Here is a 21,273-nt window from a genome sequence, read left to right as displayed (position 1 = left end):
GCTAACATAGTTAGAAAAATACCTTGAGATTTAGGTGGGCTATTGTACTGGAAATGCCTTGTTTAGACCGATTGAATCTTCCATTTGCTACTTCAAATCGCAGCACTCCAGCCCTAGTAAGAATTCCAAATCCAGCACCAAATGTGTATAAATATTGCGGATTTCGGGATGTATATTCTTCAAATACACCTCCATCCCCCAGTAAATTAATGTAAATCTGCTCGTTTATGACGTATCTAAGGTCTGTTTGTAGCAAACTATAGGCTGCTGTGTCAATGCTATTTTGATTGAAGCCTCTAATCGTATTTGTTCCTCCTATTTGAACCAGTTCATTGAATTGTAAATTATTCGTTTTCAATAAGTACGAATTGATTTGGGTCGATAAATAGATTCGGTAAGGGAGTTTCCAAAGCTTTTTCGCCACAGCACTTACCTCTATTTGATTATCTGGGGCTCCTTGCAAGGTTCGATTCTGGTATCCTGCGGTTAAGTGAAGTTTGAAAAGTTCTGGTTGTAGCTGGTTGCTATTTGTGGTCAAGATGGAGTAGCTAGTTGTTATTCCGTTCAAGTCGTAGTTAGTTGCTTCTGGTAAGTTGTTATTTGTGTTCAGACTTCCTGTAGAGTTTTTACTTTGATAGGTGACCCTTAGAGTGGCATTTTGAGGTAACATGTAGTTTGCACCTAGAATCAAAGTGGTGTTTTGGTATAAACTGTCTCTTCTCAATAGTTCCAATCCGGTAGTTATACCTATCCTTTTCTTTATAATTGATGGCAGGTCCACATCAAGACTTAGTCTAGTTTGATCTTCATTGTCATTACGGTATTCAAAATCCAGGCGTTCTCCTAGATTGAAGTTGTTTATTAAGGTGGCCTCCAGAAAACCGTTCAATTCTAGTTTCCCTGCTTCATCAGTGTTGAAGCCTATAAGCCCATCTGCACTATTTGCTGATTTCTTTTTAAGGTATACATATAATAAGGTGCTGTCTTTTTTAAAAAGTGCTTGAGGTTCCCTGATTTTTTCAAAATACGGGTAGTTGTATAATTGGTTCTCAATTCGCTTAAGATTCCTAGAGTTATAAACCGTTTTCTTGTTCAGTACATTCTGAATCTGATTGCTTGGATAATTAGGGTAGCCCTCTACTACAATTCTGTCGATTTTTCGACTGTTAGAATTTTGTACGCTTAGGATAAGTTTTGCTGTATCCCTATTTTTAAAATCCCATTCTTTAGTACTTATTTTCGCAAACGGTTGACCTTGATCGTTCCAATTATTTTGGATGCGGAGTACTACTTTTTCTAATCGCGCAGGGGAGGTGTAGGTGTTCCGCTTTCGCGAAAGCGAACTTTCCATCAAATTTCCACTGGAATCTATGATCTGTGTAGAAACAGCAATGGTGGAAAATCGATTGCCTAAAAATAGCGAGTGTCGAATCAAATCGTTTGAACTTGTAGAATCGATGCTAGCCCGCAGGTTCAAATATCCTTGTTTTAAATATAGCTGCTGTATACTGTCCGTGATAGACGCTGCATTATTTATCATTCCGCGATTTACAGCGATCGTGTCAATTGGGATGGTGGTAAGGTCTTGAAATACAAAGGTTTCTAGTCGGGAGTGTTGTGCTGTAATGGTAGTTAAGCAAGCTATATATATAATAAGGACAATGCGTGACTTCAAAATAGGTTACAGATTAAGCTGTAGGATCTAACGCAAATAGGGGTGCATTATTGATTTGTGAGTAAAAGATATTGTAAAAACTTGAAAATGAGATTTGAATAAGTAAATAATATTCATACCTTTGCCGACCCTAAAATAGGGGATTAATTTATTAGCGTAAAACAATATGCCAACGATTTCACAATTAGTACGTAAAGGAAGATCCAAAATAACCAAGAAGAGCAAATCGGCTGCTTTAGATTCTTGTCCTCAACGTCGTGGAGTTTGTACTCGTGTTTACACCACTACGCCTAAGAAGCCTAACTCAGCAATGAGAAAGGTAGCGCGTGTGAGACTTACCAATGGTAAGGAAGTAAACGCATACATTCCAGGAGAAGGACACAATCTACAAGAACACTCGATAGTATTGGTTAGAGGTGGAAGGGTAAAAGATTTACCAGGAGTTAGATACCACATTGTGCGCGGTGCACTGGACACAGCAGGTGTTGCAGGTCGTACACAACGTAGATCTAAGTATGGTGCTAAACGCCCTAAGAACTAAAAATTTTAAAAGAGCCGGGCATAGCTGTGTCTGGACTTTTTAATTAACAATTTCAACAAGAAGAAATGAGAAAAAGACAGGCCAAAAAACGCCCGATCCTTCCGGATCCACGTTTCAACGACCAGCTAGTGACGCGTTTCGTTAACATGATGATGTTACACGGGAAGAAGTCAGTAGCATTTAAAATCTTTTACGATGCAATGGATATCGTAGAAGAAAAGAACCAAGACGAAGAAAAAACATCTTTGGAAATATGGAAAGAAGCTCTTTCTAACGTGATGCCTCACGTTGAAGTGCGCAGCCGTCGTGTAGGTGGTGCAACATTCCAGATTCCAATGCAAATACGTCCAGATAGAAAGATATCTACTGCAATGAAGTGGTTGATCAGCTATTCTAGAAAGCGTAATGAGAAGTCCTTTTCTCAAAAACTAGCCTCTGAAATCTTAGCCGCGTCTAAGGAAGAAGGTGCTGCTGTTAAGAAGAAAACGGATACTCATAAAATGGCAGAAGCCAATAAGGCATTCTCACACTTTAGATTCTAAAAATGGCACAAAGAGATTTAAAATACACAAGAAATATTGGAATTGCTGCGCACATTGATGCTGGTAAGACCACTACTACAGAGCGTATTCTATTTTATACTGGAGTAAGCCATAAGATAGGTGAGGTGCATGATGGTGCAGCTACTATGGACTGGATGGAGCAAGAGCAAGAGCGTGGTATTACCATTACATCTGCAGCGACTACATGTTCATGGAAATTTCCAATGGAAAATGCTCAGGAACTACCTGAGACTAAGTCGTATCACTTTAATATTATCGATACTCCTGGTCACGTTGATTTTACCGTAGAGGTAAACAGATCCTTACGTGTACTTGATGGATTAGTATTCTTGTTTAGTGCAGTGGATGGTGTTGAGCCACAATCTGAGACGAACTGGAGACTAGCTGATAATTACAAAGTGCCACGTATAGGTTTTGTAAATAAAATGGACCGTCAGGGTTCTAATTTCCTTGCTGTATGTCAGCAAGTGAAAGATATGTTGAAGTCTAACGCTGTGCCAATTGTATTGAACATTGGTGATGAGGAAGACTTTAGAGGTATCGTCGATCTAGTAAAGAATCGTGCTATTGTATGGCATGATGAAACTCAAGGGGCAACTTTTGATGTGATCGATATCCCAGAAGACATGAAAGAAGAGGCAAGAAAATATCGTGGAATGCTTATCGAAGAGGTAGCTGCATATGATGAGAACTTGCTAGAGAAATACATGGAAGATGAAGACTCTATTACTGAAGATGAAGTGCATGCTGCGCTTCGTGCTGCGGTAATGGATATGTCTATCATTCCTATGATCTGTGGATCAGCATTTAAAAACAAAGGAGTTCAATTTTTATTGGATGCTGTTTGTCGTTACTTGCCAGCTCCTACAGATAAAGAAGGTATCATAGGAACGAATCCTGATACTGGAGAAAAAGAATTGCGTAAGCCAGATGTTACTGCTCCTTTTGCAGCATTAGCATTTAAGATAGCAACAGATCCTTTCGTAGGTCGTCTAGCATTCTTCCGTGCTTATTCTGGTCACCTAGATGCAGGTTCTTACATCTTGAACAATCGTTCTGGTAAGAAAGAGCGTATCTCTCGTATTTATCAGATGCACTCTAATAAGCAAAATGCTATCGATTTTATCGAGGCAGGAGATATTGGAGCGGCAGTAGGATTTAAAGATATTAAGACTGGTGATACCATGACAGACATGGATCATCCTATCGTTCTTGAATCTATGGACTTCCCTGATCCAGTAATTGGTATCGCGGTAGAGCCTAAGACTAAGGCAGATGTGGATAAGATGGGTATGGCACTTGCTAAACTTGCAGAAGAAGATCCTACATTCCAAGTTAGAACAGATGAAGCTTCAGGTCAGACTATTATCTCTGGAATGGGTGAGCTTCACCTAGATATCATCGTCGATCGTATGCGTCGCGAGTTTAAGGTAGAGTTGAATCAAGGAGCACCTCAAGTAGAATACAAAGAGGCGATTACAAGATCAGCAAATCACCGTGAGACTTATAAGAAGCAATCTGGTGGACGTGGTAAATTTGGAGATATTGTCTTTACAATGGAGCCAGCTCATGAAGATGAGGAAGGTAAGATTGCAGAAGGACTTCAGTTCATCAATGAGATCAAGGGTGGTAACGTTCCTAAAGAATTTATCCCGGCGATTGAAAAAGGATTTAGAGAAGCAATGACTAATGGTCCATTGGCTGGATTTGAGATGGATAGTATGAGAGTTACACTTAAGGATGGATCTTTCCACCCTGTGGATTCTGATGCACTATCCTTTGAACTTGCTGCAAGAATGGGTTACAGAGCGGCTTCTAAAGCAGCAGGTGCTGTAATACTTGAGCCTATCATGAAAGTTGAAGTTATTACTCCAGAAGAAAACATGGGTGATATCGTTGGTGACTTGAACCGTCGCCGTGGTCAATTGAATGACATGGGTGATAGAGCAGGAGCTAAAGTCGTTAAGGCGGAAGTGCCACTTTCTGAAATGTTCGGATATGTTACAACACTAAGAACCCTTTCCTCAGGTCGAGCTACTTCTACAATGGAATTCTCTCATTATGCAGAGACTCCTAAAAACATAAGCGAAGAAGTAATCGCTGCAACTAAGGGTAACAACTAATTTTCAAGAGATGAGTCAAAAAATCAGAATCAAGTTAAAGTCTTACGATTACATGCTGGTAGATAAATCTGCTGAGAAAATTGTAAAGACCGTAAAAAGTACAGGTGCCGTAGTTACTGGACCTATACCATTGCCTACACATAAAAAGATCTTCACCGTTTTGAGATCTCCTCACGTTAACAAAAAGTCCCGTGAGCAGTTTGAATTGAGTTCTTACAAGAGATTGTTGGATATCTACAGTTCTTCTTCTAAAACGATCGATGCTCTTATGAAGCTTGAACTTCCTAGTGGAGTTGAAGTGGAAATTAAAGTGTGATAGTAGCAGTAGATTAAAAACAAGTTCGCTTTCGCGAAAGCGGAACAACAACAAAAAATAATAACAATTAATTAAATATTATGTCTGGGTTAATAGGAAAAAAGATCGGGATGACCAGCATCTATGATGAGAATGGTAAGAACATGCCATGTACCATCATTCAAGCAGGTCCCTGTGTAGTTACCCAAGTCAGAACTGAAGATACAGACGGTTATGCCGCCCTGCAACTAGGTTTCGATGACAAATCAGACAAGAATGCTTCTAAAGCTGCTCAAGGGCACTTCAAGAAAGCTGGTACTGCTGTCAAGAGAAAAGTTGCTGAATTTAAGAGTTTTGATAAGGAGTACAAATTAGGAGATACCGTAACGGTTGATATGTTCATTGAAGGTGAATTTGTTGATGTGTCTGGTACTTCAAAAGGTAAAGGTTTCCAAGGTGTCGTAAAACGTCACGGATTTGCTGGTGTAGGTCAAGCGACCCACGGTCAACATAACCGTTTGAGAGCGCCTGGTTCCATTGGAGCTGCGTCATATCCAGCACGTGTATTCAAGGGAATGCGCATGGCAGGACAGATGGGAAATGAAAAGGTAAAAGTTGAAAATTTAAGAGTACTTAAAGTAGTACCTGAGAAAAACATCCTTGTAGTTAAAGGTGCCATTCCGGGTCATAAGAATTCTTACGTAATCGTTCAGAAATAATGAAAGTAGCTGTAATAGATTTTAAAGGAAAAGAATTAGGTCGTCAGGTAGAATTGTCTGATGATGTGTTCGGTATCGAGCCTAATGATCACGCTATTTATCTGGATGTAAAGCAGTACCACGCTAACCAGCGTCAGGGTACTCACAAATCCAAGCAACGCGCGGAGATCGTAGGAAGTACTCGTAAGATTAAGAAACAAAAGGGAACAGGTACAGCACGTGCTGGTTCTATCAAGTCTGGAGTATTTAGAGGTGGTGGTCGTATTTTTGGTCCTACTCCTAGAGACTATTCATTCAAATTGAATAAAGGACAAAAGAGATTAGCACGTAAAAGTGCATTGAGTCAGAAGGCGGCTGAAGGTACACTTCACGTGATTGAAGACTTCAATTTTGATGCTCCTAAAACGAAAGATTTCATCGACGTTTTAAATGCATTAGGACTTGATAATAAAAAATCTCTCTTTGTGTTGGGCGGATCAAATAATAATGTATATTTGTCTTCGCGAAATTTGAAGGGTACTGAAGTTATAACTTACTCTGAATTAAGCACTTACAAGATTATCAACGCTAATAACGTTGTTGTTTTTGAAGGTTCGCTAGAAGGAATTGAGCAAAATCTAAGTAAATAAGCCATGAGCATTTTAATAAAACCCATAATAACTGAAAAAGCAACTAGCGATAGTGAGCTATTGAATCGATACGGTTTTGAGGTGTCTCCTAAGGCTAACAAGGTTCAAATAAAAAAAGAAGTGGAAGCTACTTACGGTGTTACTGTTCTTAAAGTAAGAACAATGAACACTAGAATAGGTCGCAAAACTAAACATACTAAAACAGGGATCCAAGTTGGTAAAACAAGCGCTATTAAAAAAGCCTTCGTACAACTTAAGGATGGTGATACCATCGATCTTTATAGTAATCTATAAATAAAAGTACTGTAATGTCAGTAAGAAAATTAAAACCTGTAACCCCAGGGCAGCGATTTAGAGTTGTGAATGGCTTTGATGCCATCACGACTGATAAGCCGGAGAAGAGCTTGCTCGCTCCGAACAAACGCTCAGGTGGTCGTAATGCAAAAGGTCGTATGACTATGCGTTACAAGGGTGGTGGACACAAGCGTCGCTACCGTATTATCGATTTCAAAAGAAACCGCTTTGGTATTCCTGCTACAGTGGCAACTATTGAGTATGATCCTAATAGGACTGCTTTTATCGCTTTGGTAAACTACCAGGATGGTGAGAAGTCTTATGTGATCGCTCAAAACGGATTACAAGTAGGTCAGAACATTGTGTCTGGTGACTCTGTGGCTCCTGAAGTTGGTAATGCAATGAAATTAGCAAACATACCTCTAGGTTCTATTGTTAGTTGTGTAGAGTTACGTCCTGGACAAGGAGCTGTTATTGCTCGTAGTGCTGGCTCTTTTGCACAATTGATGGCAAGAGATGGTAAGTATGCTACTTTGAAAATGCCTTCTGGTGAAATCCGTGTGATATTACAAGAATGTATGGCAACTATCGGTGCTATATCTAACAGTGATCATCAACTAGTTGTAGGTGGTAAAGCTGGTAGAAGTAGATGGTTGGGTAGACGTCCAAGAACTAGACCAGTTGCGATGAACCCTGTGGATCACCCAATGGGTGGTGGTGAAGGCCGTGCTTCAGGAGGTCATCCAAGATCACGTAATGGTATACCTGCTAAAGGTTATCGTACCCGTGACTTGAACAAAGCAAGTACTCAATATATTTTAGAACGTAGAAAGAAATAAATTATGGCTCGTTCATTAAAAAAAGGACCTTATGTATTCCATAAGTTGGAATCTAAGGTGGCTCAAAATGTTGAGTCCGGAAAAAAGACCGTTATCAAAACATGGTCTCGTGCATCAATGATAACTCCTGATTTTGTAGGTCAGACGATAGCAGTACACAACGGGCGTCAGTTCGTTCCTGTATATGTTACTGAGAACATGGTAGGGCATAAGCTTGGGGAGTTCTCTCCTACAAGATCGTACCGTGGTCACGCAGCTGCAAAGAATAAAGGAAAAAAATAATAGGCAATGGGAGTTCGTAAAAGACAGACAGCCGAAAGGTTGAAAGAAGAGAAGAAGAGCATAGCTTTCGCCAAGTTGAACAATTGTCCAACTTCGCCACGTAAGATGCGTCTTGTTGCTGATATCATTAGAGGTAAGAAAGTTGAGGATGCTTTAAATATCCTTAAGTTTTCTTCTAAGGAAGCAGCGGGTAGATTAGATAAACTTGTTTTATCTGCGGTGGCTAACTGGCAAGCTAAGAATGAAGAAGGTGATGTTGCTGACGCTGGATTATTTATCAAAGAGATCCGTGTGGATGGTGGTACTATGTTGAAGAGATTGAGACCTGCACCACAAGGTAGAGCTCACAGAATTAGAAAAAGATCAAACCATGTCACTCTAGTATTGGGTGAATCCAATACCGAGAAGAACTAGTAATATGGGACAGAAAACAAATCCAATAGGAAATAGATTAGGTATCATCCGCGGATGGGAATCTAACTGGTACGGTGGAAATGACTATGGAGATAAACTAGCCGAAGACGATAAGTTAAGGAAGTATATCCATGCGCGTCTTGCTAAAGCTAGTGTTTCTAGAATCATTATTGAGCGTACGCTCAAATTGGTTACTATTACCATCACTACTGCTAGACCTGGTATCATTATCGGTAAAGGTGGTCAAGAAGTTGACCGTTTAAAGGAAGAGCTTAAAAAGATTTCTGGTAAAGATGTTCAAATCAATATCCACGAGATCAAGCGACCAGAATTAGATGCTCATTTAGTAGGTGCTAGTATAGCTCGCCAAATCGAGAATCGTATTTCTTACCGTCGTGCCATTAAAATGGCTATCGCTGCTGCAATGAGAATGAATGCAGAGGGTATTAAAGTTCAAATTTCTGGTAGATTGAATGGCGCTGAAATGGCTCGTTCTGAATCTTATAAAGACGGTAGAATTCCATTGTCTACTTTTAGAGCAGACATTGATTATGCACTAGTTGAATCGCATACTACTTACGGTAGAATCGGTGTGAAAGTATGGATCATGAAAGGTGAAGTATATGGTAAGCGTGAGCTTTCCCCACTTGCTGGTCTATCAAAAAAACAAGGTAAACCAAGTGGTGGTGACAGAGGAAACTCTCGTCGTCGCAGAAAATAATATAGCTAGAAATGTTACAACCTAGAAAGACAAAATTTAGAAAGCAACAGAAGGGCCGCATGAAAGGCGATTCTGGACGTGGTAATCAGCTAGCGTATGGTACTTTTGGTATCAAATCATTGGATTCTGAGTTTATAAATTCAAGACAGATTGAAGCCGCTCGTATTGCAGCAACACGTTATATGAAGAGAGAAGGTTCTCTTTGGATTAAAATATTTCCGGATAAGCCTATTACTAAGAAGCCTCTTGAGGTTCGTATGGGTAAAGGTAAAGGAGCTGTTGAGTATTGGGCAGCTGTTGTTAAGCCAGGAAGAATTTTATTTGAGGTATCTGGAGTTCCATTGGCTACTGCTCAAGAAGCGTTACGCTTGGCAGCTCAAAAGCTACCAGTGAAGACTAAGTTTATTGTAGCACGTGATTATCAAGAATAGATCAAGACCATGAAACAATCAGAAGTAAAAGGATATTCTCAGGAAGAATTGAAAGATAAATTAGCAGAGTCCCAAAAGTCTTATGCTGATTTGAAAAGAGCGCACGTAGTTTCTCCACTGGAAAATCCATCAGAAATCACTAAGCTTAGAAAAACTATTGCTAGGTTAAAGACAGCGATTAATAATTCATAATACGAATTGTAATGGAAGAAAGAAACTTAAGAAAAGAGCGTATCGGTGTGGTTCGTAGCAACAAAATGGACAAAAGTATTGTCGTTGCTGAAGTCAAGAGACAAAAGCACCCGATGTATGGTAAGTTCGTATTGAATACCAAAAAATATGTCGCTCACGATGAAAAGAATGATTGCAACGAGGGAGATACCGTTAGAATAATGGAAACACGTCCTTTGAGCAAAACCAAGACATGGAGATTGGTTGAAATTTTAGAAAGAGCTAAATAATGTTACAGCAGGAATCAAGATTAAAAGTTGCGGACAACACTGGAGCCAAAGAAGTTCTTTGTATACGTGTATTGGGAGGTACTAAAAGACGTTACGCGTCAGTTGGTGATAAGATTGTTGTTTCTGTAAAGGAAGCTACACCTAACGGTAACATCAAAAAAGGGGCTGTTTCAACTGCCGTAGTTGTAAGAACGAAAAAAGAGGTGAGACGTCCAGATGGATCTTATATCCGTTTTGATGACAACGCTTGCGTATTGTTAAACCCAAACTCTGAAATGCGCGGTACTCGTGTTTTTGGACCAGTAGCAAGAGAGCTTCGTGATAAGCAATTCATGAAAATTGTATCTCTAGCTCCAGAAGTATTATAATTCAAGTCATGGGAAAATTAAAAATAAAGACAGGAGACAACGTGAGAGTTATTGCTGGTGAGCACAAAGGTGCTGAAGGTAAAGTGACACGTGTGTTTACTGATAAAAATAAAGCCATAGTGGAAGGTGTTAACATGGTCTCTAAACATGAGAAACCAAGTGCAACAAACCCCCAAGGTGGAATTAAGGAAAAAGAAGCGGCTTTGCAGATATCTAATTTATCTCTTATCGATGCTAATGGTAATATTACTAAAGTAGGTTACAAGCTAGATAATGGTAAAAAAGTACGTATTGCCAAATCAACTAAAGAAGAAATTTAGTCATGTCATACATTCCAAGACTTAAGGAAGAATATAAAGAGCGCATCACAGTCTCTTTGAAAGAAGAGTTCGGTTACGGTAACGTAATGGAAATACCTAAACTTGAAAAAATTGTTTTGAGTAGAGGTGTAGGTGCTGCAGTTGCAGATAAGAAGCTTATCGATTATGCAATGGATGAGTTGACAGCTATTACTGGTCAAAAGGCAGTAGCGACCTTATCTAAGAAAGATGTTGCATCTTTCAAACTACGTAAAGGAATGCCTATCGGTGTGAAGGTTACGCTTAGAGGTGAAAGAATGTACGAATTCTTGGATCGTTTGATCACTGTTGCTCTTCCTAGGGTACGAGATTTTCAAGGTATCAAGGCTACTGGTTTTGATGGGCGTGGAAACTACAATCTTGGAATTACGGAACAAATCATATTCCCTGAGATCAACATCGATAAGGTGAATAAAATATCTGGAATGGATATCACATTCGTTACCAGTGCACAAACAGACAAAGAGGCTAAATCTCTTCTTACAGAACTAGGTTTACCTTTTAAAAAGGACTAAGCAATGGCAAAAGAATCAATGAAAGCGCGTGAGCGCAAGAGACAAGCGTTAGTAGAAAAATACGCTGAAAAACGTAAAGCTTTGAAGGAAGCTGGGGATTATGAAGAGCTTCAGAAATTGCCAAAAAATGCTTCTCCAGTACGTTTACACAATCGTTGTAAATTAACTGGTCGTCCTAAAGGATATATGAGACAATTTGGTGTTTCTAGGGTGATGTTCAGAGAGATGGCTAATAAGGGTTTAATACCAGGTGTTAAAAAAGCTAGTTGGTAACTAGTCTAAAGATAAGATTATGAATACAGATCCAATAGCAGATTATTTAACAAGAATTCGTAACGCGGTGCGTGCGAATCATAGAGTGGTGGAGATACCGGCTTCAAACGTGAAAAAAGAGATTACTAAAATCCTTTTTGATCAAGGCTTCATCCTTAGTTATAAGTTCGTAGAGCATCCAGCTCAAGACGTAATTAAGATCGCTCTTAAGTATGACCGTGAAACAAAAGAGTCAGTAATCAAAGACATTCAGCGTTTGTCTAAGCCAGGTCTTAGAAAGTATGCTGGGTCTACTGAACTACCAAGAATTTTGAACGGATTAGGTGTTGCTATCATTTCTACCTCTAGAGGTGTGATGACAGATAAGCAAGCTCGTTCAGAAAATGTAGGTGGAGAAGTTCTTTGTTACGTTTATTAAAAACTGAATTATGTCAAGAATTGGAAATAATCCCGTTGCAATACCATCTGGTGTACAGGTAACAATCGCAGACGGTAACATAAATGTAGAAGGTAAATTAGGCAAGTTGGTTCAACCATATGCTGATGTTGATATTAAAGTTGAAGATAATGAGGTTTTCGTAACGAGACCATCTGATTCTAAAGATCACAAAGCAAAACATGGTTTATACCGTTCTTTAGTAAACAACATGATTCAAGGTGTTTCCGAAGGATGGACGAAACAATTAGAACTTGTTGGTGTAGGTTACAGAGCGTCCAATCAAGGACAAAAACTAGACTTAGCGCTAGGGTTTTCTCACAACATTGTTTTGGACATTGCTCCAGAAGTAAAGGTGGAGACTGTTTCTGAAAAAGGAAAGAATCCAGTTATTAAATTAACTTCTTTTGATAAGCAGTTAGTAGGTCAAGTTGCCGCTAAAATCAGAGCTTTCCGTAAGCCTGAGCCATACAAAGGAAAAGGTATTAAATTTGTCGGAGAAATTTTAAGAAGAAAAGCTGGTAAATCAGCATAACAATAGAGTATTATGGCATTTTCAAAGTCAGCTAGAAGAGAAAAAATACGTCGCCGAATCAGAAAGACTGTTTCTGGTACTGCAGAACGTCCACGTTTATCTGTATATCGCAGCAACAAGGAGATTTATGCTCAAGTAATTAACGATGTTGATGGTTTAACCATCGCTTCTGCTAGCTCAAGAGAGTTGAAGTCCGATGCACCTAAAAAGGATGCAGCTAAGGAAGTAGGAATGAAGATTGCTGAAAAGGCCAAAGCGGCTGGAGTTGAAACAGTTTCTTTCGATCGTGGAGGTTACTTGTATCATGGTAGAGTTCTGTCTTTAGCAGAAGGAGCTCGCGAAGGTGGTTTGAAATTTTAATTAGAAACATTTAGGATAATGTATCAAAAGTATAAAAACATAGAGACTGTAAAGCCTGGAGGGTTAGATCTTAAAGATCGTTTAGTAGGCGTTCAACGTGTTACTAAAGTAACAAAGGGTGGTCGTGCATTCGGTTTCTCTGCTATTGTAGTGGTAGGAGATGAAAATGGCGTAGTAGGTCATGGTCTTGGAAAGTCAAAAGAAGTTTCTGAAGCTATCTCTAAGGCAGTTGAAGATGCTAAAAAGAACTTAGTACGTATTCCATTGCAGAAGGGGACTATTCCTCATGAGCAAAAAGGAAAATTCGGTGGTGCACGAGTGTTGCTTCTTCCTGCATCTGCGGGTACTGGAGTGATTGCAGGTGGTGCTATCCGTGCTGTACTTGAGGCAGTAGGTGTTCACGATGTTCTTTCTAAGAACCAAGGATCATCCAATCCTCACAATGTTGTGAAAGCTACTTTTGATGCGCTATTACAATTGCGTAACGCAGCAACAGTTGCTAAGCAAAGAGGTATTTCAATAGATAAAGTATTTAACGGATAAAAGTTCATCATGGCAAAGTTGCATGTAAAAAAAGTACGTAGCGCGATCAATAGAACGGCACGTCAAAAGAAAACTCTAGAAGCTTTAGGCTTACGCAAGATGAATCAAGTTGTGGAGCATGATGATAGTTTAGCAGTTTTGGGTATGATTGCCAAAGTGGCACACTTAGTTTCCGTAGAAAAAGCATAATAAAATTAAGATGAGTCTACATAATTTAAAACCAGCAGAAGGTTCAGTAAAAAAATCCGCCAAGATCATTGGTAGAGGACAGGGATCTGGTAAAGGTGGTACTGCCACCCGTGGTCACAAGGGTGCTAAATCTAGATCTGGTTATTCTAAAAAGATTGGTTTTGAAGGTGGTCAAATGCCTCTTCAAAGACGTGTGCCTAAATTTGGTTTCACAAATATCAACCGTAAGGAATATAAAGGTATCAACCTTGATACACTTCAGGCATATCATAAAGAAGGTCGTTTGACTGATACTGTGACTACTGAAGATCTAATTAATGAAGGTTTGGTGAATAAAAATGACCTAGTTAAGATTTTAGGACGTGGAGAAATTTCCGTTTCTATTAACGTAACTGCTCATAAATTTACCGCTTCGGCGAAAGCTGCTATTGAAAAAGCAGGTGGTAAAGTCGAAACCGTATAACAGTATTCCATGAAGGTAATTGAGACAATAAAGAATATCTGGAAAATAGAGGAGTTAAAGGATCGTATTATTATGACCTTTAGCTTGCTTTTAGTTTATAGATTCGGCGCACAAGTAGTGCTTCCATTTATAGATTCTACTCAATTAGCCGGTTTTGCATCAAATTTTGAGGGTGGTGGTATAGGATCTATACTTAATGCTTTTACGGGAGGAGCTTTTGCTAATGCTTCTGTTTTTGCTTTAGGAATTATGCCTTACATCTCTGCTAGTATTGTAGTACAGCTCATGGGAATTGCGGTTCCTTATTTACAGAAACTACAAAAAGAGGGAGAGTCTGGACGTAGAAAGATCAATCAAATTACGAGATGGTTAACCATAGGGATCTGTTTGATTCAGGCGCCTAGTTACTTGTTGAGTTTAGGTACTTTAGGTGTTCCACCAGAAGCATACCTTATTGACAACCAAACATTAATTCTAGTTGTCGGTACTATTATCTTAGTTACTGGATGTGTATTTGCCATGTGGTTAGGAGAGAAAATTACTGATAAAGGTATCGGTAATGGTATTTCGCTACTTATCATGGTAGGTATCATAGCAACGTTACCGCAAGCATTCGCACAAGAATTTGTATCTAGAATTGATGGTGTAGGCGGTCCTTTTGTAATGATCATTGAAGTTGTTATTTGGTTACTAGTTATTTTGGCATGTATTATGCTAGTAATGGCTGTGCGTAAGATACCAGTTCAATATGCTAGAAGAACTGCTTCCGGCGGTTATGAAAAAAATGTTTTTGGTTCTCGTCAGTTTTTACCATTGAAGTTGAATGCATCAGGTGTGATGCCTATCATTTTCGCGCAAGCATTAATGTTTGTTCCACAAGCTTTAGGCACCTTAGATTCTGATTGGGCTGTATCAGTTGCTACGGCATTTAGTGATATCTTTGGCTTCTGGTACAACTTAGTATTTGCCTTATTGATTATAGTGTTTACTTACTTTTATACGGCGATTACGGTTCCAACTAATAAAATGGCAGATGATTTAAAACGCAATGGTGGTTTCATTCCAGGGATTCGTCCAGGAACGGAGACATCAGAGTATTTGGATCGCATCATGTCGCAAATTACCTTACCTGGTTCCATATTTTTGGCGCTAGTTGCAATTGTTCCAGCATTCGTTTCTCTCATGGGAGTTACGCAATCTTGGGCATTATTTTATGGAGGTACATCTATGTTGATTATGGTAGGTGTTGCGATTGATACCATGCAACAAATTAATTCATACTTGTTGAATCGCCATTACGATGGTTTGATCAAGACAGGTAAAAATAGAAAAGCAGTAGCATAATATGGCTAAACAATCCGCTATAGAACAAGATGGTTCCATCATAGAAGCTCTTTCAAACGCAATGTTTAGAGTAGAGCTGGAAAATGGCCATGTTGTAACAGCACACATATCTGGTAAAATGCGTATGCATTACATTAAATTACTACCAGGAGATAAAGTTAAATTAGAAATGAGTCCTTACGATTTGACGAAAGCAAGGATCACCTATAGATACTAATATGAAAGTAAGAGCATCAATTAAAAAGAGAAGTGCAGATTGTAAGATCGTACGTCGTAAAGGCCGTCTTTACGTAATCAACAAGAAGAACCCAAAATTTAAACAAAGACAAGGTTAAGCTATGGCTAGAATCGCAGGGGTAGATATACCTAAAAACAAAAGAGGTGAGATAGCGCTTACTTACATCTATGGTGTAGGGAAAAGTAGAGCTCAACAAGTGTTGGAGTCAACTGGCGTTGATGCAAACAAAAAGGTTAGCGAGTGGGATGATGACGAGATTGGGAAAATCCGTAACGCTATCGGTGAGTTTACTATTGAAGGTGAGTTGCGTTCTGAAACTCAAATGAACATCAAACGTTTGATGGACATTGGATGTTATAGAGGTATTCGTCACAGATCAGGTCTTCCATTGAGAGGGCAAAGAACTAAGAATAACTCACGTACTCGTAAAGGAAAACGTAAGACTGTTGCTAACAAGAAGAAAGCAACTAAATAATAAGTAACTGATATGGCAAAGTCTAAAACAGTAGCAAAAAAACGTAAGGTCATTGTTGATAGCGTCGGAGAAGCACACATTTCTTCTTCCTTCAATAATATCCTTGTATCGTTGACTAATAAAAAAGGAGAGGTCATTTCATGGTCTTCCGCAGGTAAGATGGGCTTTAGAGGTTCTAAGAAGAACACTCCTTATGCAGCTCAACTTGCAGCAGAAGATTGTTCTAAGGTAGCTCACGAGGCTGGACTTAGAAAAGTGAAGGCATATGTGAAGGGACCAGGAAATGGTCGTGAGAGTGCAATTCGTACTATCCACAATGCTGGTATCGAAGTGACTGAGATCATTGACGTTACACCATTACCACACAATGGATGTCGTCCTCCTAAGAGACGTAGAGTATAAATTTAATTAATAATATCTGGTGATTATCAGACTGCAGAAGGATATAGACCTGAATTCTCAGTACATCACTTTTAAACAATTACAAAATGGCAAGATATAGAGGTCCTAAGGCAAAAATTGCTCGTCGATTCAGAGAACCGATTTTTGGCCCTAGTAAAGCACTGGAGAAGAAAAACTATCCTCCAGGAATGCATGGAAACGGCAGACGCCGTGGAAAAGAATCGGAATACGCGGTTCAACTTAAAGAAAAACAAAAAGCGAAGTACACTTACGGTATTCTTGAAAAGCAATTCCGTTTGATGTTTGAAAAAGCAGTTCGTAGCACAGGTATTACCGGTGAAGTTCTTCTTCAATTAGCAGAGTCTCGTTTGGACAACGTGGTATACCGTATGGGTATAGCTCGTACACGTCGCGGTGCAAGACAACTTGTTTCTCACAGACACATTACTGTAAACGGACAATTAGTGAACATTCCATCTTACCAACTTCAAGCCGGTGATGTAGTAGCAGTTCGTGAAAAGTCCAAGTCATTGACTACAATAGATGATTCTTTATCATCTAATGAGCACGTATATGACTTCATTACGTTCAACAAAGCCAGCATGTCTGGTACTTTCGTAGCTGTACCTGAAAGACTTCAGATTCCTGAAAATATCAAGGAACAGTTGATCGTTGAATTGTACTCTAAATAATAGTTAAACCCACAAAATTCTTATGGCAATATTAAATTTCCAAAAGCCGGATAAAGTAATCATGATCGATTCAACCGATTTTGAAGGTAAGTTTGAATTCAGACCTTTAGAACCTGGTTATGGTTTAACAGTGGGAAATGCTCTGAGAAGAGTATTACTTTCCTCTCTTGAAGGATTCGCTATCACATCTATCAGAATTGAAGGTGTTGATCATGAATTCTCTACAATAGAAGGAGTAGTGGAGGACGTAACTGAAATTATTTTGAATTTCAAGCAAGTTCGTTTCCGTAGACAAATTGACGAAGTAGATAGTGAAGTTGTAAATGTATCTTTCTCTGGAAAGAATCAATTCACTGCTGGTGATATGCAGAAATACATCTCTGGTTTTCAAGTTTTGAATCCTGAAATGGTAATCTGTAATACAGAGTCTTCCATCAATTTAAATCTTGAGTTGACAATTGAAAAAGGAAGAGGTTATGTTCCTGCTGAAGAGAATAAAAATACAAGTGCTGCTTTAGGTACAATATCTATTGATAGTATTTTTACTCCTATCAAAAACGTAAAGTACAGCATAGAAAACTACCGTGTTGAACAAAAAACTGATTATGAAAAATTAGTTTTCGAAATCATCACTGACGGTAGTATTCACCCTAAGCACGCTCTTACTGAAGCAGCTAAGACATTGATCCACCACTTCATGTTATTCTCGGATGAGAGAATTACTCTTGAGGCAGATGAAATCGCTCAGACAGAAACCTATGATGAGGAAAGTCTACACATGCGCCAGTTATTGAAAACTAAGTTAGTCGATATGGAACTTTCCGTACGTGCACTTAATTGTTTGAAAGCTGCAGAAGTGGAAACTTTAGGTGACCTAGTTTCTTACAACAAGAACGATTTAATGAAGTTTAGAAACTTCGGTAAGAAGTCCTTGACTGAATTAGAAGAATTGGTAAATGTGAAAGGTCTTAACTTCGGTATGGATCTGTCCAAATATAAATTAGACCGTGACTAGGTTTTCACCTAGTTGTAGAAATAGAAGAAAATGAGACACGGAAAAAAAGTAAATCATTTAAGTAGAAAGACAGCTCACCGTAAGGCGATGTTATCTAATATGGCTTGTTCCCTTATTGAACACAAGCGTATCAATACTACTGTAGCAAAAGCAAAAGCTCTTAAGCAATTTGTAGAGCCTCTAGTTACTAAAGCAAAATCTGATACCACCCACAACCGCAGATTAACCTTTGCTCAATTAAGAAGCAAAGAAGCGGTAACGGAATTGTTCAGAGAAGTAGCGACTAAGGTTGGTGACCGTCCAGGCGGTTACACAAGAATTATTAAGTTGGGTAACCGACTGGGTGATAATGCAGATATGGCGATGATCGAGTTAGTAGATTACAACGACATCTACACGACTGGAACAGAGTCTAAGAAGACTACAAGACGTAGTCGTCGTAGTAAGTCTAAAGACACGCAGCCTGCAGCGCAAGAGAACAAAGAAGCAAGCAATGAAGAAGAGTAAACCTTCATAACAATTATTTTAAAGGATCAATGTTTAGGCATTGATCCTTTTTTTTTATTATTATTTTTGAAATATGGCATACTTAGAGAAAAAAGAAGCAATCATCCTGTTGGAAGATGGGACAATTTTCCACGGCAAAATGGTAGGACCTGAGGGAACTACTACAGGTGAAATATGTTTTAACACAGGAACAACCGGGTATCAGGAAATTTTTACAGACCCGTCGTATTATGGGCAAATTATGGTCACTACTAATGCCCACATTGGTAATTATGGTACAACTGATTTGGATTTAGAGTCCGACTCTGTTAAGATTTCAGGCCTCGTTTGTAAAAACTTCTCGGGAGAATTTTCACGAGTTCTAGCAACCGATTCTCTCTACGATTTTTTACAAAAAGCAAATCTAATTGTAATTTCTGATGTCGATACACGAGCCTTGGTAGCTCACATTAGAGAACATGGTGTACAGAATGCAATTGTGTCTTCTAGAGTAGACCAGCGTGATCAATTGAAGAAAGAGCTCAAAGCGACACCATCCATGAAAGGTTTAGAACTGGCTTCAAAAGTTTCCACTAAAAAATCATACACTTTTGGTAAAGAGGATGCAACCTTTAAAATTGCAGCCTTAGACCTCGGGATCAAAACAAATATCCTGCGCAATCTCGCCTCCCGCGATGTATTTATAAAAGTCTTTCCATACAATTCTACCTATGAGCAAATGATGGAATTTAATCCAGACGGTTTCTTTATTTCTAATGGACCTGGTGATCCAGAACCATTGAGTGAAGCTATATCGCTTGCGCGAAAGGTACTAGACAACAACCACCCGCTTTTTGGAATATGTTTAGGTCACCAAGTGATTGCCCTAGCTAACGGTGTTGATACCTACAAAATGCACAACGGTCACCGTGGTATCAACCATCCAGTGAAAAACTTGATCACAGGTAAAGGAGAAATTACTTCGCAAAATCACGGCTTTGCCATAAACAAGGAACAAGCGGAAGCAAACCAGGATATCGAAATCACGCACACGCATTTGAACGATCATACAGTCGCTGGAATGCGCATCAAAGGCAAGCCGTGTTTTTCAGTTCAATACCACCCAGAAGCTGGTCCTGGACCTAACGATGCTACTTATCTTTTTGATGAGTTTATAGACACCGTCAAATCAACTAAAAAACAAGCTATATGAGTACGATTATAGAAGTACATGCAAGACAAATATTTGATTCTCGTGGGAATCCTACCGTTGAAGTAGATGTACTTACAGCAAATGGGGTTTTAGGGAGAGCAGCAGTGCCATCTGGGGCATCCACTGGGGAACACGAGGCGGTCGAATTACGTGATGGTGGTTCAGATTACATGGGTAAAGGCGTTCAAAAAGCAGTGGACAATGTAAACAAAACCATAGCAGACGAATTGCGCGGTGTTTCAGTTTTCGAACAGAGCTATATCGATAAATTAATGATCGATCTAGATGGTACATCTAACAAAGCGAAATTAGGAGCCAATGCAATTTTAGGAGTGTCTCTAGCCGTAGCTAAGGCCGCTGCAAATGAATTGAACCAACCATTATACAAATACATCGGTGGGATGAGTGCTGCAACCTTGCCAGTCCCCATGATGAATATCATTAATGGAGGGTCCCACAGTGATGCACCTATTGCATTCCAAGAATTTATGGTAATGCCGGTGGAAGCTAAGTCCTTCACAGAAGCATTGAAAATGGGGACTGAAATTTTTCACCACTTAAAGAAGGTGCTTCACGATCGTGGATTGAGTACTGCTGTAGGTGATGAAGGTGGCTTTGCGCCTACGTTGGATGGTACTGAAGATGCATTGGACACAATTCTCCTAGCTATAAAGAATGCTGGCTATACACCAGGCAAACAAGTAATGATAGCATTAGACTGTGCTGCAGCAGAATTCTTTGTAGACGGGAAATACGACTACACAAAATTTGAAGGGGATAAAGGAGTCATTCGATCCAGTAAAGAACAAGCAGAATATCTAGCTTCACTAGCTGATAAGTACCCGATTATCTCCATTGAAGATGGTATGGATGAGAACGACTGGGACGGCTGGAAAATGTTGACAGAGATTGCAGGAAATAAAGTTCAATTGGTAGGTGATGATCTTTTTGTTACTAATGTAGAGCGACTTTCCCGTGGTATCGAGCAAAATATCGCGAATTCTATATTAATCAAGGTAAACCAAATAGGTACCTTGACTGAGACGATTGCAGCTGTAAATATGGCTCATAAAGCTGGTTACACCTCTGTAATGTCACACCGTAGTGGTGAGACTGAGGACAATACCATTGCAGATCTCGCAGTAGCTTTAGGTACAGGTCAGATCAAAACAGGCTCGGCCTCTAGATCAGATCGTATGGCAAAATACAATCAACTTCTCCGAATAGAAGAAGAGCTTCATGATTCTGCTTACTTCCCGGGAAGAAAGGCGTTCCGTATTTCGTAATCAGTTCGCTTTCGCGAAAGCGAATAAATCAAGAAAAGCCACCTTAAAGAGGTGGCTTTTATCGTTGTATGACACAGTGAAACGATTAAAATAT

At 39.3% G+C, this 21,273-nt stretch carries 35 protein-coding genes; 34 read left to right on the top strand and 1 reads right to left on the bottom strand.

The window, feature by feature from the left end; all coding sequences use genetic code 11:
- Positions 1 to 10: 10 nt before the first annotated feature.
- Positions 11 to 1,675, bottom strand: a complete 1,665-nt coding sequence (locus NMS_RS01190; protein WP_041494991.1) for a BamA/TamA family outer membrane protein — start codon at positions 1,673 to 1,675, stop codon at positions 11 to 13.
- 166 nt (positions 1,676 to 1,841) lie between these two features.
- On the opposite strand from NMS_RS01190, the gene rpsL reads away from it, so the two are divergent.
- The 34 genes from rpsL to eno all read left to right on the top strand — a co-directional run bounded on the left by rpsL (position 1,842) and on the right by eno (position 21,179).
- Positions 1,842 to 2,216 (top strand): 30S ribosomal protein S12, encoded by a 375-nt coding sequence (rpsL, locus tag NMS_RS01185; RefSeq protein WP_041494990.1) that lies wholly within the window; start codon positions 1,842 to 1,844, stop codon positions 2,214 to 2,216.
- Positions 2,217 to 2,281: 65 nt separating this feature from the next.
- On the top strand, positions 2,282 to 2,758 hold the full coding sequence (rpsG, locus tag NMS_RS01180; protein ID WP_041494989.1) for a 30S ribosomal protein S7: 477 nt from the start codon (positions 2,282 to 2,284) through the stop codon (positions 2,756 to 2,758).
- A 2-nt stretch (positions 2,759 to 2,760) separates the two neighbouring features.
- Positions 2,761 to 4,902, top strand: a complete 2,142-nt coding sequence (gene fusA, locus NMS_RS01175; RefSeq protein WP_041494988.1) for an elongation factor G — start codon at positions 2,761 to 2,763, stop codon at positions 4,900 to 4,902.
- Positions 4,903 to 4,912: 10 nt separating this feature from the next.
- Positions 4,913 to 5,218, top strand: a complete 306-nt coding sequence (rpsJ, locus tag NMS_RS01170; protein WP_041494987.1) for a 30S ribosomal protein S10 — start codon at positions 4,913 to 4,915, stop codon at positions 5,216 to 5,218.
- A gap of 80 nt (positions 5,219 to 5,298) precedes the next feature.
- Positions 5,299 to 5,916 carry a 50S ribosomal protein L3 gene (gene rplC / locus NMS_RS01165; protein ID WP_041494986.1) on the top strand — a complete coding sequence of 206 codons (618 nt, stop codon included), beginning with the start codon at positions 5,299 to 5,301 and terminating at the stop codon, positions 5,914 to 5,916.
- Positions 5,916 to 6,545 (top strand): 50S ribosomal protein L4, encoded by a 630-nt coding sequence (gene rplD / locus NMS_RS01160; RefSeq protein WP_041494985.1) that lies wholly within the window; start codon positions 5,916 to 5,918, stop codon positions 6,543 to 6,545. The genes rplC and rplD overlap by 1 nt, the downstream gene beginning before the upstream one ends.
- Before the next feature lie 3 nt (positions 6,546 to 6,548).
- Positions 6,549 to 6,839, top strand: a complete 291-nt coding sequence (rplW, locus tag NMS_RS01155) for a 50S ribosomal protein L23 (RefSeq protein WP_041494984.1) — start codon at positions 6,549 to 6,551, stop codon at positions 6,837 to 6,839.
- Between the two features lie 14 nt (positions 6,840 to 6,853).
- The gene (gene rplB / locus NMS_RS01150; protein ID WP_041494982.1) at positions 6,854 to 7,678 is read left to right on the top strand and encodes a 50S ribosomal protein L2; all 825 of its coding nucleotides are present in this window, start codon (positions 6,854 to 6,856) and stop codon (positions 7,676 to 7,678) included.
- Between the two features lie 3 nt (positions 7,679 to 7,681).
- Positions 7,682 to 7,960 (top strand): 30S ribosomal protein S19, encoded by a 279-nt coding sequence (gene rpsS / locus NMS_RS01145; protein WP_041494981.1) that lies wholly within the window; start codon positions 7,682 to 7,684, stop codon positions 7,958 to 7,960.
- A 6-nt stretch (positions 7,961 to 7,966) separates the two neighbouring features.
- Positions 7,967 to 8,374: a 50S ribosomal protein L22 gene (gene rplV / locus NMS_RS01140; protein ID WP_041494980.1), complete on the top strand. Its 408-nt coding sequence runs from the start codon at positions 7,967 to 7,969 to the stop codon at positions 8,372 to 8,374.
- Positions 8,375 to 8,378: 4 nt separating this feature from the next.
- A complete protein-coding gene (gene rpsC, locus NMS_RS01135) occupies positions 8,379 to 9,095 on the top strand; it encodes a 30S ribosomal protein S3 (RefSeq protein WP_041494979.1) in 717 nt (238 codons plus the stop codon).
- Between the two features lie 11 nt (positions 9,096 to 9,106).
- Entirely contained in the window at positions 9,107 to 9,526 is a 420-nt protein-coding gene (rplP, locus tag NMS_RS01130; protein WP_041494977.1) for a 50S ribosomal protein L16, read from the top strand.
- Positions 9,527 to 9,535: 9 nt separating this feature from the next.
- On the top strand, positions 9,536 to 9,718 hold the full coding sequence (rpmC, locus tag NMS_RS01125; protein WP_041494975.1) for a 50S ribosomal protein L29: 183 nt from the start codon (positions 9,536 to 9,538) through the stop codon (positions 9,716 to 9,718).
- A gap of 11 nt (positions 9,719 to 9,729) precedes the next feature.
- Positions 9,730 to 9,987, top strand: a complete 258-nt coding sequence (rpsQ, locus tag NMS_RS01120) for a 30S ribosomal protein S17 (protein WP_041494974.1) — start codon at positions 9,730 to 9,732, stop codon at positions 9,985 to 9,987.
- Positions 9,987 to 10,355 (top strand): 50S ribosomal protein L14, encoded by a 369-nt coding sequence (rplN, locus tag NMS_RS01115; RefSeq protein WP_006795805.1) that lies wholly within the window; start codon positions 9,987 to 9,989, stop codon positions 10,353 to 10,355. Before rpsQ ends, rplN begins: the two co-directional genes overlap by 1 nt.
- 8 nt (positions 10,356 to 10,363) lie before the next feature.
- Positions 10,364 to 10,675 (top strand): 50S ribosomal protein L24, encoded by a 312-nt coding sequence (gene rplX / locus NMS_RS01110; protein ID WP_041494971.1) that lies wholly within the window; start codon positions 10,364 to 10,366, stop codon positions 10,673 to 10,675.
- A 2-nt stretch (positions 10,676 to 10,677) separates the two neighbouring features.
- A complete protein-coding gene (gene rplE, locus NMS_RS01105) occupies positions 10,678 to 11,229 on the top strand; it encodes a 50S ribosomal protein L5 (RefSeq protein ID WP_041494970.1) in 552 nt (183 codons plus the stop codon).
- Positions 11,230 to 11,232: 3 nt separating this feature from the next.
- Positions 11,233 to 11,502 (top strand): 30S ribosomal protein S14, encoded by a 270-nt coding sequence (gene rpsN / locus NMS_RS01100; RefSeq protein WP_041494969.1) that lies wholly within the window; start codon positions 11,233 to 11,235, stop codon positions 11,500 to 11,502.
- Between the two features lie 19 nt (positions 11,503 to 11,521).
- Complete coding sequence (gene rpsH, locus NMS_RS01095) at positions 11,522 to 11,920, top strand: 30S ribosomal protein S8 (RefSeq protein WP_041494967.1); 399 nt, start codon at positions 11,522 to 11,524, stop codon at positions 11,918 to 11,920.
- A gap of 10 nt (positions 11,921 to 11,930) precedes the next feature.
- Positions 11,931 to 12,473, top strand: a complete 543-nt coding sequence (gene rplF / locus NMS_RS01090; RefSeq protein ID WP_041494966.1) for a 50S ribosomal protein L6 — start codon at positions 11,931 to 11,933, stop codon at positions 12,471 to 12,473.
- 12 nt (positions 12,474 to 12,485) lie between these two features.
- Complete coding sequence (gene rplR / locus NMS_RS01085) at positions 12,486 to 12,833, top strand: 50S ribosomal protein L18 (RefSeq protein ID WP_041494965.1); 348 nt, start codon at positions 12,486 to 12,488, stop codon at positions 12,831 to 12,833.
- Between the two features lie 18 nt (positions 12,834 to 12,851).
- On the top strand, positions 12,852 to 13,376 hold the full coding sequence (rpsE, locus tag NMS_RS01080) for a 30S ribosomal protein S5 (protein ID WP_041494964.1): 525 nt from the start codon (positions 12,852 to 12,854) through the stop codon (positions 13,374 to 13,376).
- Between the two features lie 9 nt (positions 13,377 to 13,385).
- Positions 13,386 to 13,565, top strand: coding sequence for a 50S ribosomal protein L30 (gene rpmD, locus NMS_RS01075; protein WP_041494963.1), 180 nt, complete (start codon positions 13,386 to 13,388; stop codon positions 13,563 to 13,565).
- 10 nt (positions 13,566 to 13,575) lie between these two features.
- On the top strand, positions 13,576 to 14,028 hold the full coding sequence (rplO, locus tag NMS_RS01070) for a 50S ribosomal protein L15 (RefSeq protein WP_041494962.1): 453 nt from the start codon (positions 13,576 to 13,578) through the stop codon (positions 14,026 to 14,028).
- 9 nt (positions 14,029 to 14,037) lie between these two features.
- Positions 14,038 to 15,372, top strand: coding sequence for a preprotein translocase subunit SecY (gene secY, locus NMS_RS01065; protein ID WP_041494961.1), 1,335 nt, complete (start codon positions 14,038 to 14,040; stop codon positions 15,370 to 15,372).
- A 1-nt stretch (position 15,373) separates the two neighbouring features.
- Positions 15,374 to 15,589: a translation initiation factor IF-1 gene (infA, locus tag NMS_RS01060; protein WP_015361146.1), complete on the top strand. Its 216-nt coding sequence runs from the start codon at positions 15,374 to 15,376 to the stop codon at positions 15,587 to 15,589.
- A gap of 1 nt (position 15,590) precedes the next feature.
- The gene (gene ykgO, locus NMS_RS01055; protein WP_015361145.1) at positions 15,591 to 15,707 is read left to right on the top strand and encodes a type B 50S ribosomal protein L36; all 117 of its coding nucleotides are present in this window, start codon (positions 15,591 to 15,593) and stop codon (positions 15,705 to 15,707) included.
- Between the two features lie 3 nt (positions 15,708 to 15,710).
- Positions 15,711 to 16,085, top strand: coding sequence for a 30S ribosomal protein S13 (gene rpsM / locus NMS_RS01050; RefSeq protein WP_041494960.1), 375 nt, complete (start codon positions 15,711 to 15,713; stop codon positions 16,083 to 16,085).
- 12 nt (positions 16,086 to 16,097) lie between these two features.
- Positions 16,098 to 16,487 (top strand): 30S ribosomal protein S11, encoded by a 390-nt coding sequence (gene rpsK, locus NMS_RS01045; protein WP_041494959.1) that lies wholly within the window; start codon positions 16,098 to 16,100, stop codon positions 16,485 to 16,487.
- A gap of 86 nt (positions 16,488 to 16,573) precedes the next feature.
- The gene (gene rpsD / locus NMS_RS01040) at positions 16,574 to 17,179 is read left to right on the top strand and encodes a 30S ribosomal protein S4 (protein WP_041494957.1); all 606 of its coding nucleotides are present in this window, start codon (positions 16,574 to 16,576) and stop codon (positions 17,177 to 17,179) included.
- Positions 17,180 to 17,201: 22 nt separating this feature from the next.
- Entirely contained in the window at positions 17,202 to 18,194 is a 993-nt protein-coding gene (locus tag NMS_RS01035; protein WP_041494956.1) for a DNA-directed RNA polymerase subunit alpha, read from the top strand.
- Between the two features lie 30 nt (positions 18,195 to 18,224).
- Positions 18,225 to 18,701 (top strand): 50S ribosomal protein L17, encoded by a 477-nt coding sequence (gene rplQ / locus NMS_RS01030; RefSeq protein WP_041494955.1) that lies wholly within the window; start codon positions 18,225 to 18,227, stop codon positions 18,699 to 18,701.
- A gap of 73 nt (positions 18,702 to 18,774) precedes the next feature.
- Positions 18,775 to 19,893 carry a glutamine-hydrolyzing carbamoyl-phosphate synthase small subunit gene (gene carA, locus NMS_RS01025; RefSeq protein WP_041494954.1) on the top strand — a complete coding sequence of 373 codons (1,119 nt, stop codon included), beginning with the start codon at positions 18,775 to 18,777 and terminating at the stop codon, positions 19,891 to 19,893.
- Entirely contained in the window at positions 19,890 to 21,179 is a 1,290-nt protein-coding gene (gene eno, locus NMS_RS01020; protein ID WP_041494953.1) for a phosphopyruvate hydratase, read from the top strand. The genes carA and eno overlap by 4 nt, the downstream gene beginning before the upstream one ends.
- Positions 21,180 to 21,273: the final 94 nt, after the last annotated feature.

This window comes from Nonlabens marinus S1-08 (assembly GCF_000831385.1).
GTDB classification, from domain to species: domain Bacteria; phylum Bacteroidota; class Bacteroidia; order Flavobacteriales; family Flavobacteriaceae; genus Nonlabens; species Nonlabens marinus.
This window is presented reverse-complemented; position numbering and strand designations above follow the sequence as displayed.

What these genes read in the sequence shown, in the direction of transcription:
- rpsL (WP_041494990.1), top strand. Translation starts at nt 1,842, where the DNA reads ATGCCAACGATTTCACAATTAGTACGTAAAGGAAGATCCAAAATAACC.
- rpsG (WP_041494989.1), top strand. Translation starts at nt 2,282, where the DNA reads ATGAGAAAAAGACAGGCCAAAAAACGCCCGATCCTTCCGGATCCACGT.
- fusA (WP_041494988.1), top strand. Translation starts at nt 2,761, where the DNA reads ATGGCACAAAGAGATTTAAAATACACAAGAAATATTGGAATTGCTGCG.
- rpsJ (WP_041494987.1), top strand. Translation starts at nt 4,913, where the DNA reads ATGAGTCAAAAAATCAGAATCAAGTTAAAGTCTTACGATTACATGCTG.
- rplC (WP_041494986.1), top strand. Translation starts at nt 5,299, where the DNA reads ATGTCTGGGTTAATAGGAAAAAAGATCGGGATGACCAGCATCTATGAT.
- rplD (WP_041494985.1), top strand. Translation starts at nt 5,916, where the DNA reads ATGAAAGTAGCTGTAATAGATTTTAAAGGAAAAGAATTAGGTCGTCAG.
- rplW (WP_041494984.1), top strand. Translation starts at nt 6,549, where the DNA reads ATGAGCATTTTAATAAAACCCATAATAACTGAAAAAGCAACTAGCGAT.
- rplB (WP_041494982.1), top strand. Translation starts at nt 6,854, where the DNA reads ATGTCAGTAAGAAAATTAAAACCTGTAACCCCAGGGCAGCGATTTAGA.
- rpsS (WP_041494981.1), top strand. Translation starts at nt 7,682, where the DNA reads ATGGCTCGTTCATTAAAAAAAGGACCTTATGTATTCCATAAGTTGGAA.
- rplV (WP_041494980.1), top strand. Translation starts at nt 7,967, where the DNA reads ATGGGAGTTCGTAAAAGACAGACAGCCGAAAGGTTGAAAGAAGAGAAG.
- rpsC (WP_041494979.1), top strand. Translation starts at nt 8,379, where the DNA reads ATGGGACAGAAAACAAATCCAATAGGAAATAGATTAGGTATCATCCGC.
- rplP (WP_041494977.1), top strand. Translation starts at nt 9,107, where the DNA reads ATGTTACAACCTAGAAAGACAAAATTTAGAAAGCAACAGAAGGGCCGC.
- rpmC (WP_041494975.1), top strand. Translation starts at nt 9,536, where the DNA reads ATGAAACAATCAGAAGTAAAAGGATATTCTCAGGAAGAATTGAAAGAT.
- rpsQ (WP_041494974.1), top strand. Translation starts at nt 9,730, where the DNA reads ATGGAAGAAAGAAACTTAAGAAAAGAGCGTATCGGTGTGGTTCGTAGC.
- rplN (WP_006795805.1), top strand. Translation starts at nt 9,987, where the DNA reads ATGTTACAGCAGGAATCAAGATTAAAAGTTGCGGACAACACTGGAGCC.
- rplX (WP_041494971.1), top strand. Translation starts at nt 10,364, where the DNA reads ATGGGAAAATTAAAAATAAAGACAGGAGACAACGTGAGAGTTATTGCT.
- rplE (WP_041494970.1), top strand. Translation starts at nt 10,678, where the DNA reads ATGTCATACATTCCAAGACTTAAGGAAGAATATAAAGAGCGCATCACA.
- rpsN (WP_041494969.1), top strand. Translation starts at nt 11,233, where the DNA reads ATGGCAAAAGAATCAATGAAAGCGCGTGAGCGCAAGAGACAAGCGTTA.
- rpsH (WP_041494967.1), top strand. Translation starts at nt 11,522, where the DNA reads ATGAATACAGATCCAATAGCAGATTATTTAACAAGAATTCGTAACGCG.
- rplF (WP_041494966.1), top strand. Translation starts at nt 11,931, where the DNA reads ATGTCAAGAATTGGAAATAATCCCGTTGCAATACCATCTGGTGTACAG.
- rplR (WP_041494965.1), top strand. Translation starts at nt 12,486, where the DNA reads ATGGCATTTTCAAAGTCAGCTAGAAGAGAAAAAATACGTCGCCGAATC.
- rpsE (WP_041494964.1), top strand. Translation starts at nt 12,852, where the DNA reads ATGTATCAAAAGTATAAAAACATAGAGACTGTAAAGCCTGGAGGGTTA.
- rpmD (WP_041494963.1), top strand. Translation starts at nt 13,386, where the DNA reads ATGGCAAAGTTGCATGTAAAAAAAGTACGTAGCGCGATCAATAGAACG.
- rplO (WP_041494962.1), top strand. Translation starts at nt 13,576, where the DNA reads ATGAGTCTACATAATTTAAAACCAGCAGAAGGTTCAGTAAAAAAATCC.
- secY (WP_041494961.1), top strand. Translation starts at nt 14,038, where the DNA reads ATGAAGGTAATTGAGACAATAAAGAATATCTGGAAAATAGAGGAGTTA.
- infA (WP_015361146.1), top strand. Translation starts at nt 15,374, where the DNA reads ATGGCTAAACAATCCGCTATAGAACAAGATGGTTCCATCATAGAAGCT.
- ykgO (WP_015361145.1), top strand. Translation starts at nt 15,591, where the DNA reads ATGAAAGTAAGAGCATCAATTAAAAAGAGAAGTGCAGATTGTAAGATC.
- rpsM (WP_041494960.1), top strand. Translation starts at nt 15,711, where the DNA reads ATGGCTAGAATCGCAGGGGTAGATATACCTAAAAACAAAAGAGGTGAG.
- rpsK (WP_041494959.1), top strand. Translation starts at nt 16,098, where the DNA reads ATGGCAAAGTCTAAAACAGTAGCAAAAAAACGTAAGGTCATTGTTGAT.
- rpsD (WP_041494957.1), top strand. Translation starts at nt 16,574, where the DNA reads ATGGCAAGATATAGAGGTCCTAAGGCAAAAATTGCTCGTCGATTCAGA.
- NMS_RS01035 (WP_041494956.1), top strand. Translation starts at nt 17,202, where the DNA reads ATGGCAATATTAAATTTCCAAAAGCCGGATAAAGTAATCATGATCGAT.
- rplQ (WP_041494955.1), top strand. Translation starts at nt 18,225, where the DNA reads ATGAGACACGGAAAAAAAGTAAATCATTTAAGTAGAAAGACAGCTCAC.
- carA (WP_041494954.1), top strand. Translation starts at nt 18,775, where the DNA reads ATGGCATACTTAGAGAAAAAAGAAGCAATCATCCTGTTGGAAGATGGG.
- eno (WP_041494953.1), top strand. Translation starts at nt 19,890, where the DNA reads ATGAGTACGATTATAGAAGTACATGCAAGACAAATATTTGATTCTCGT.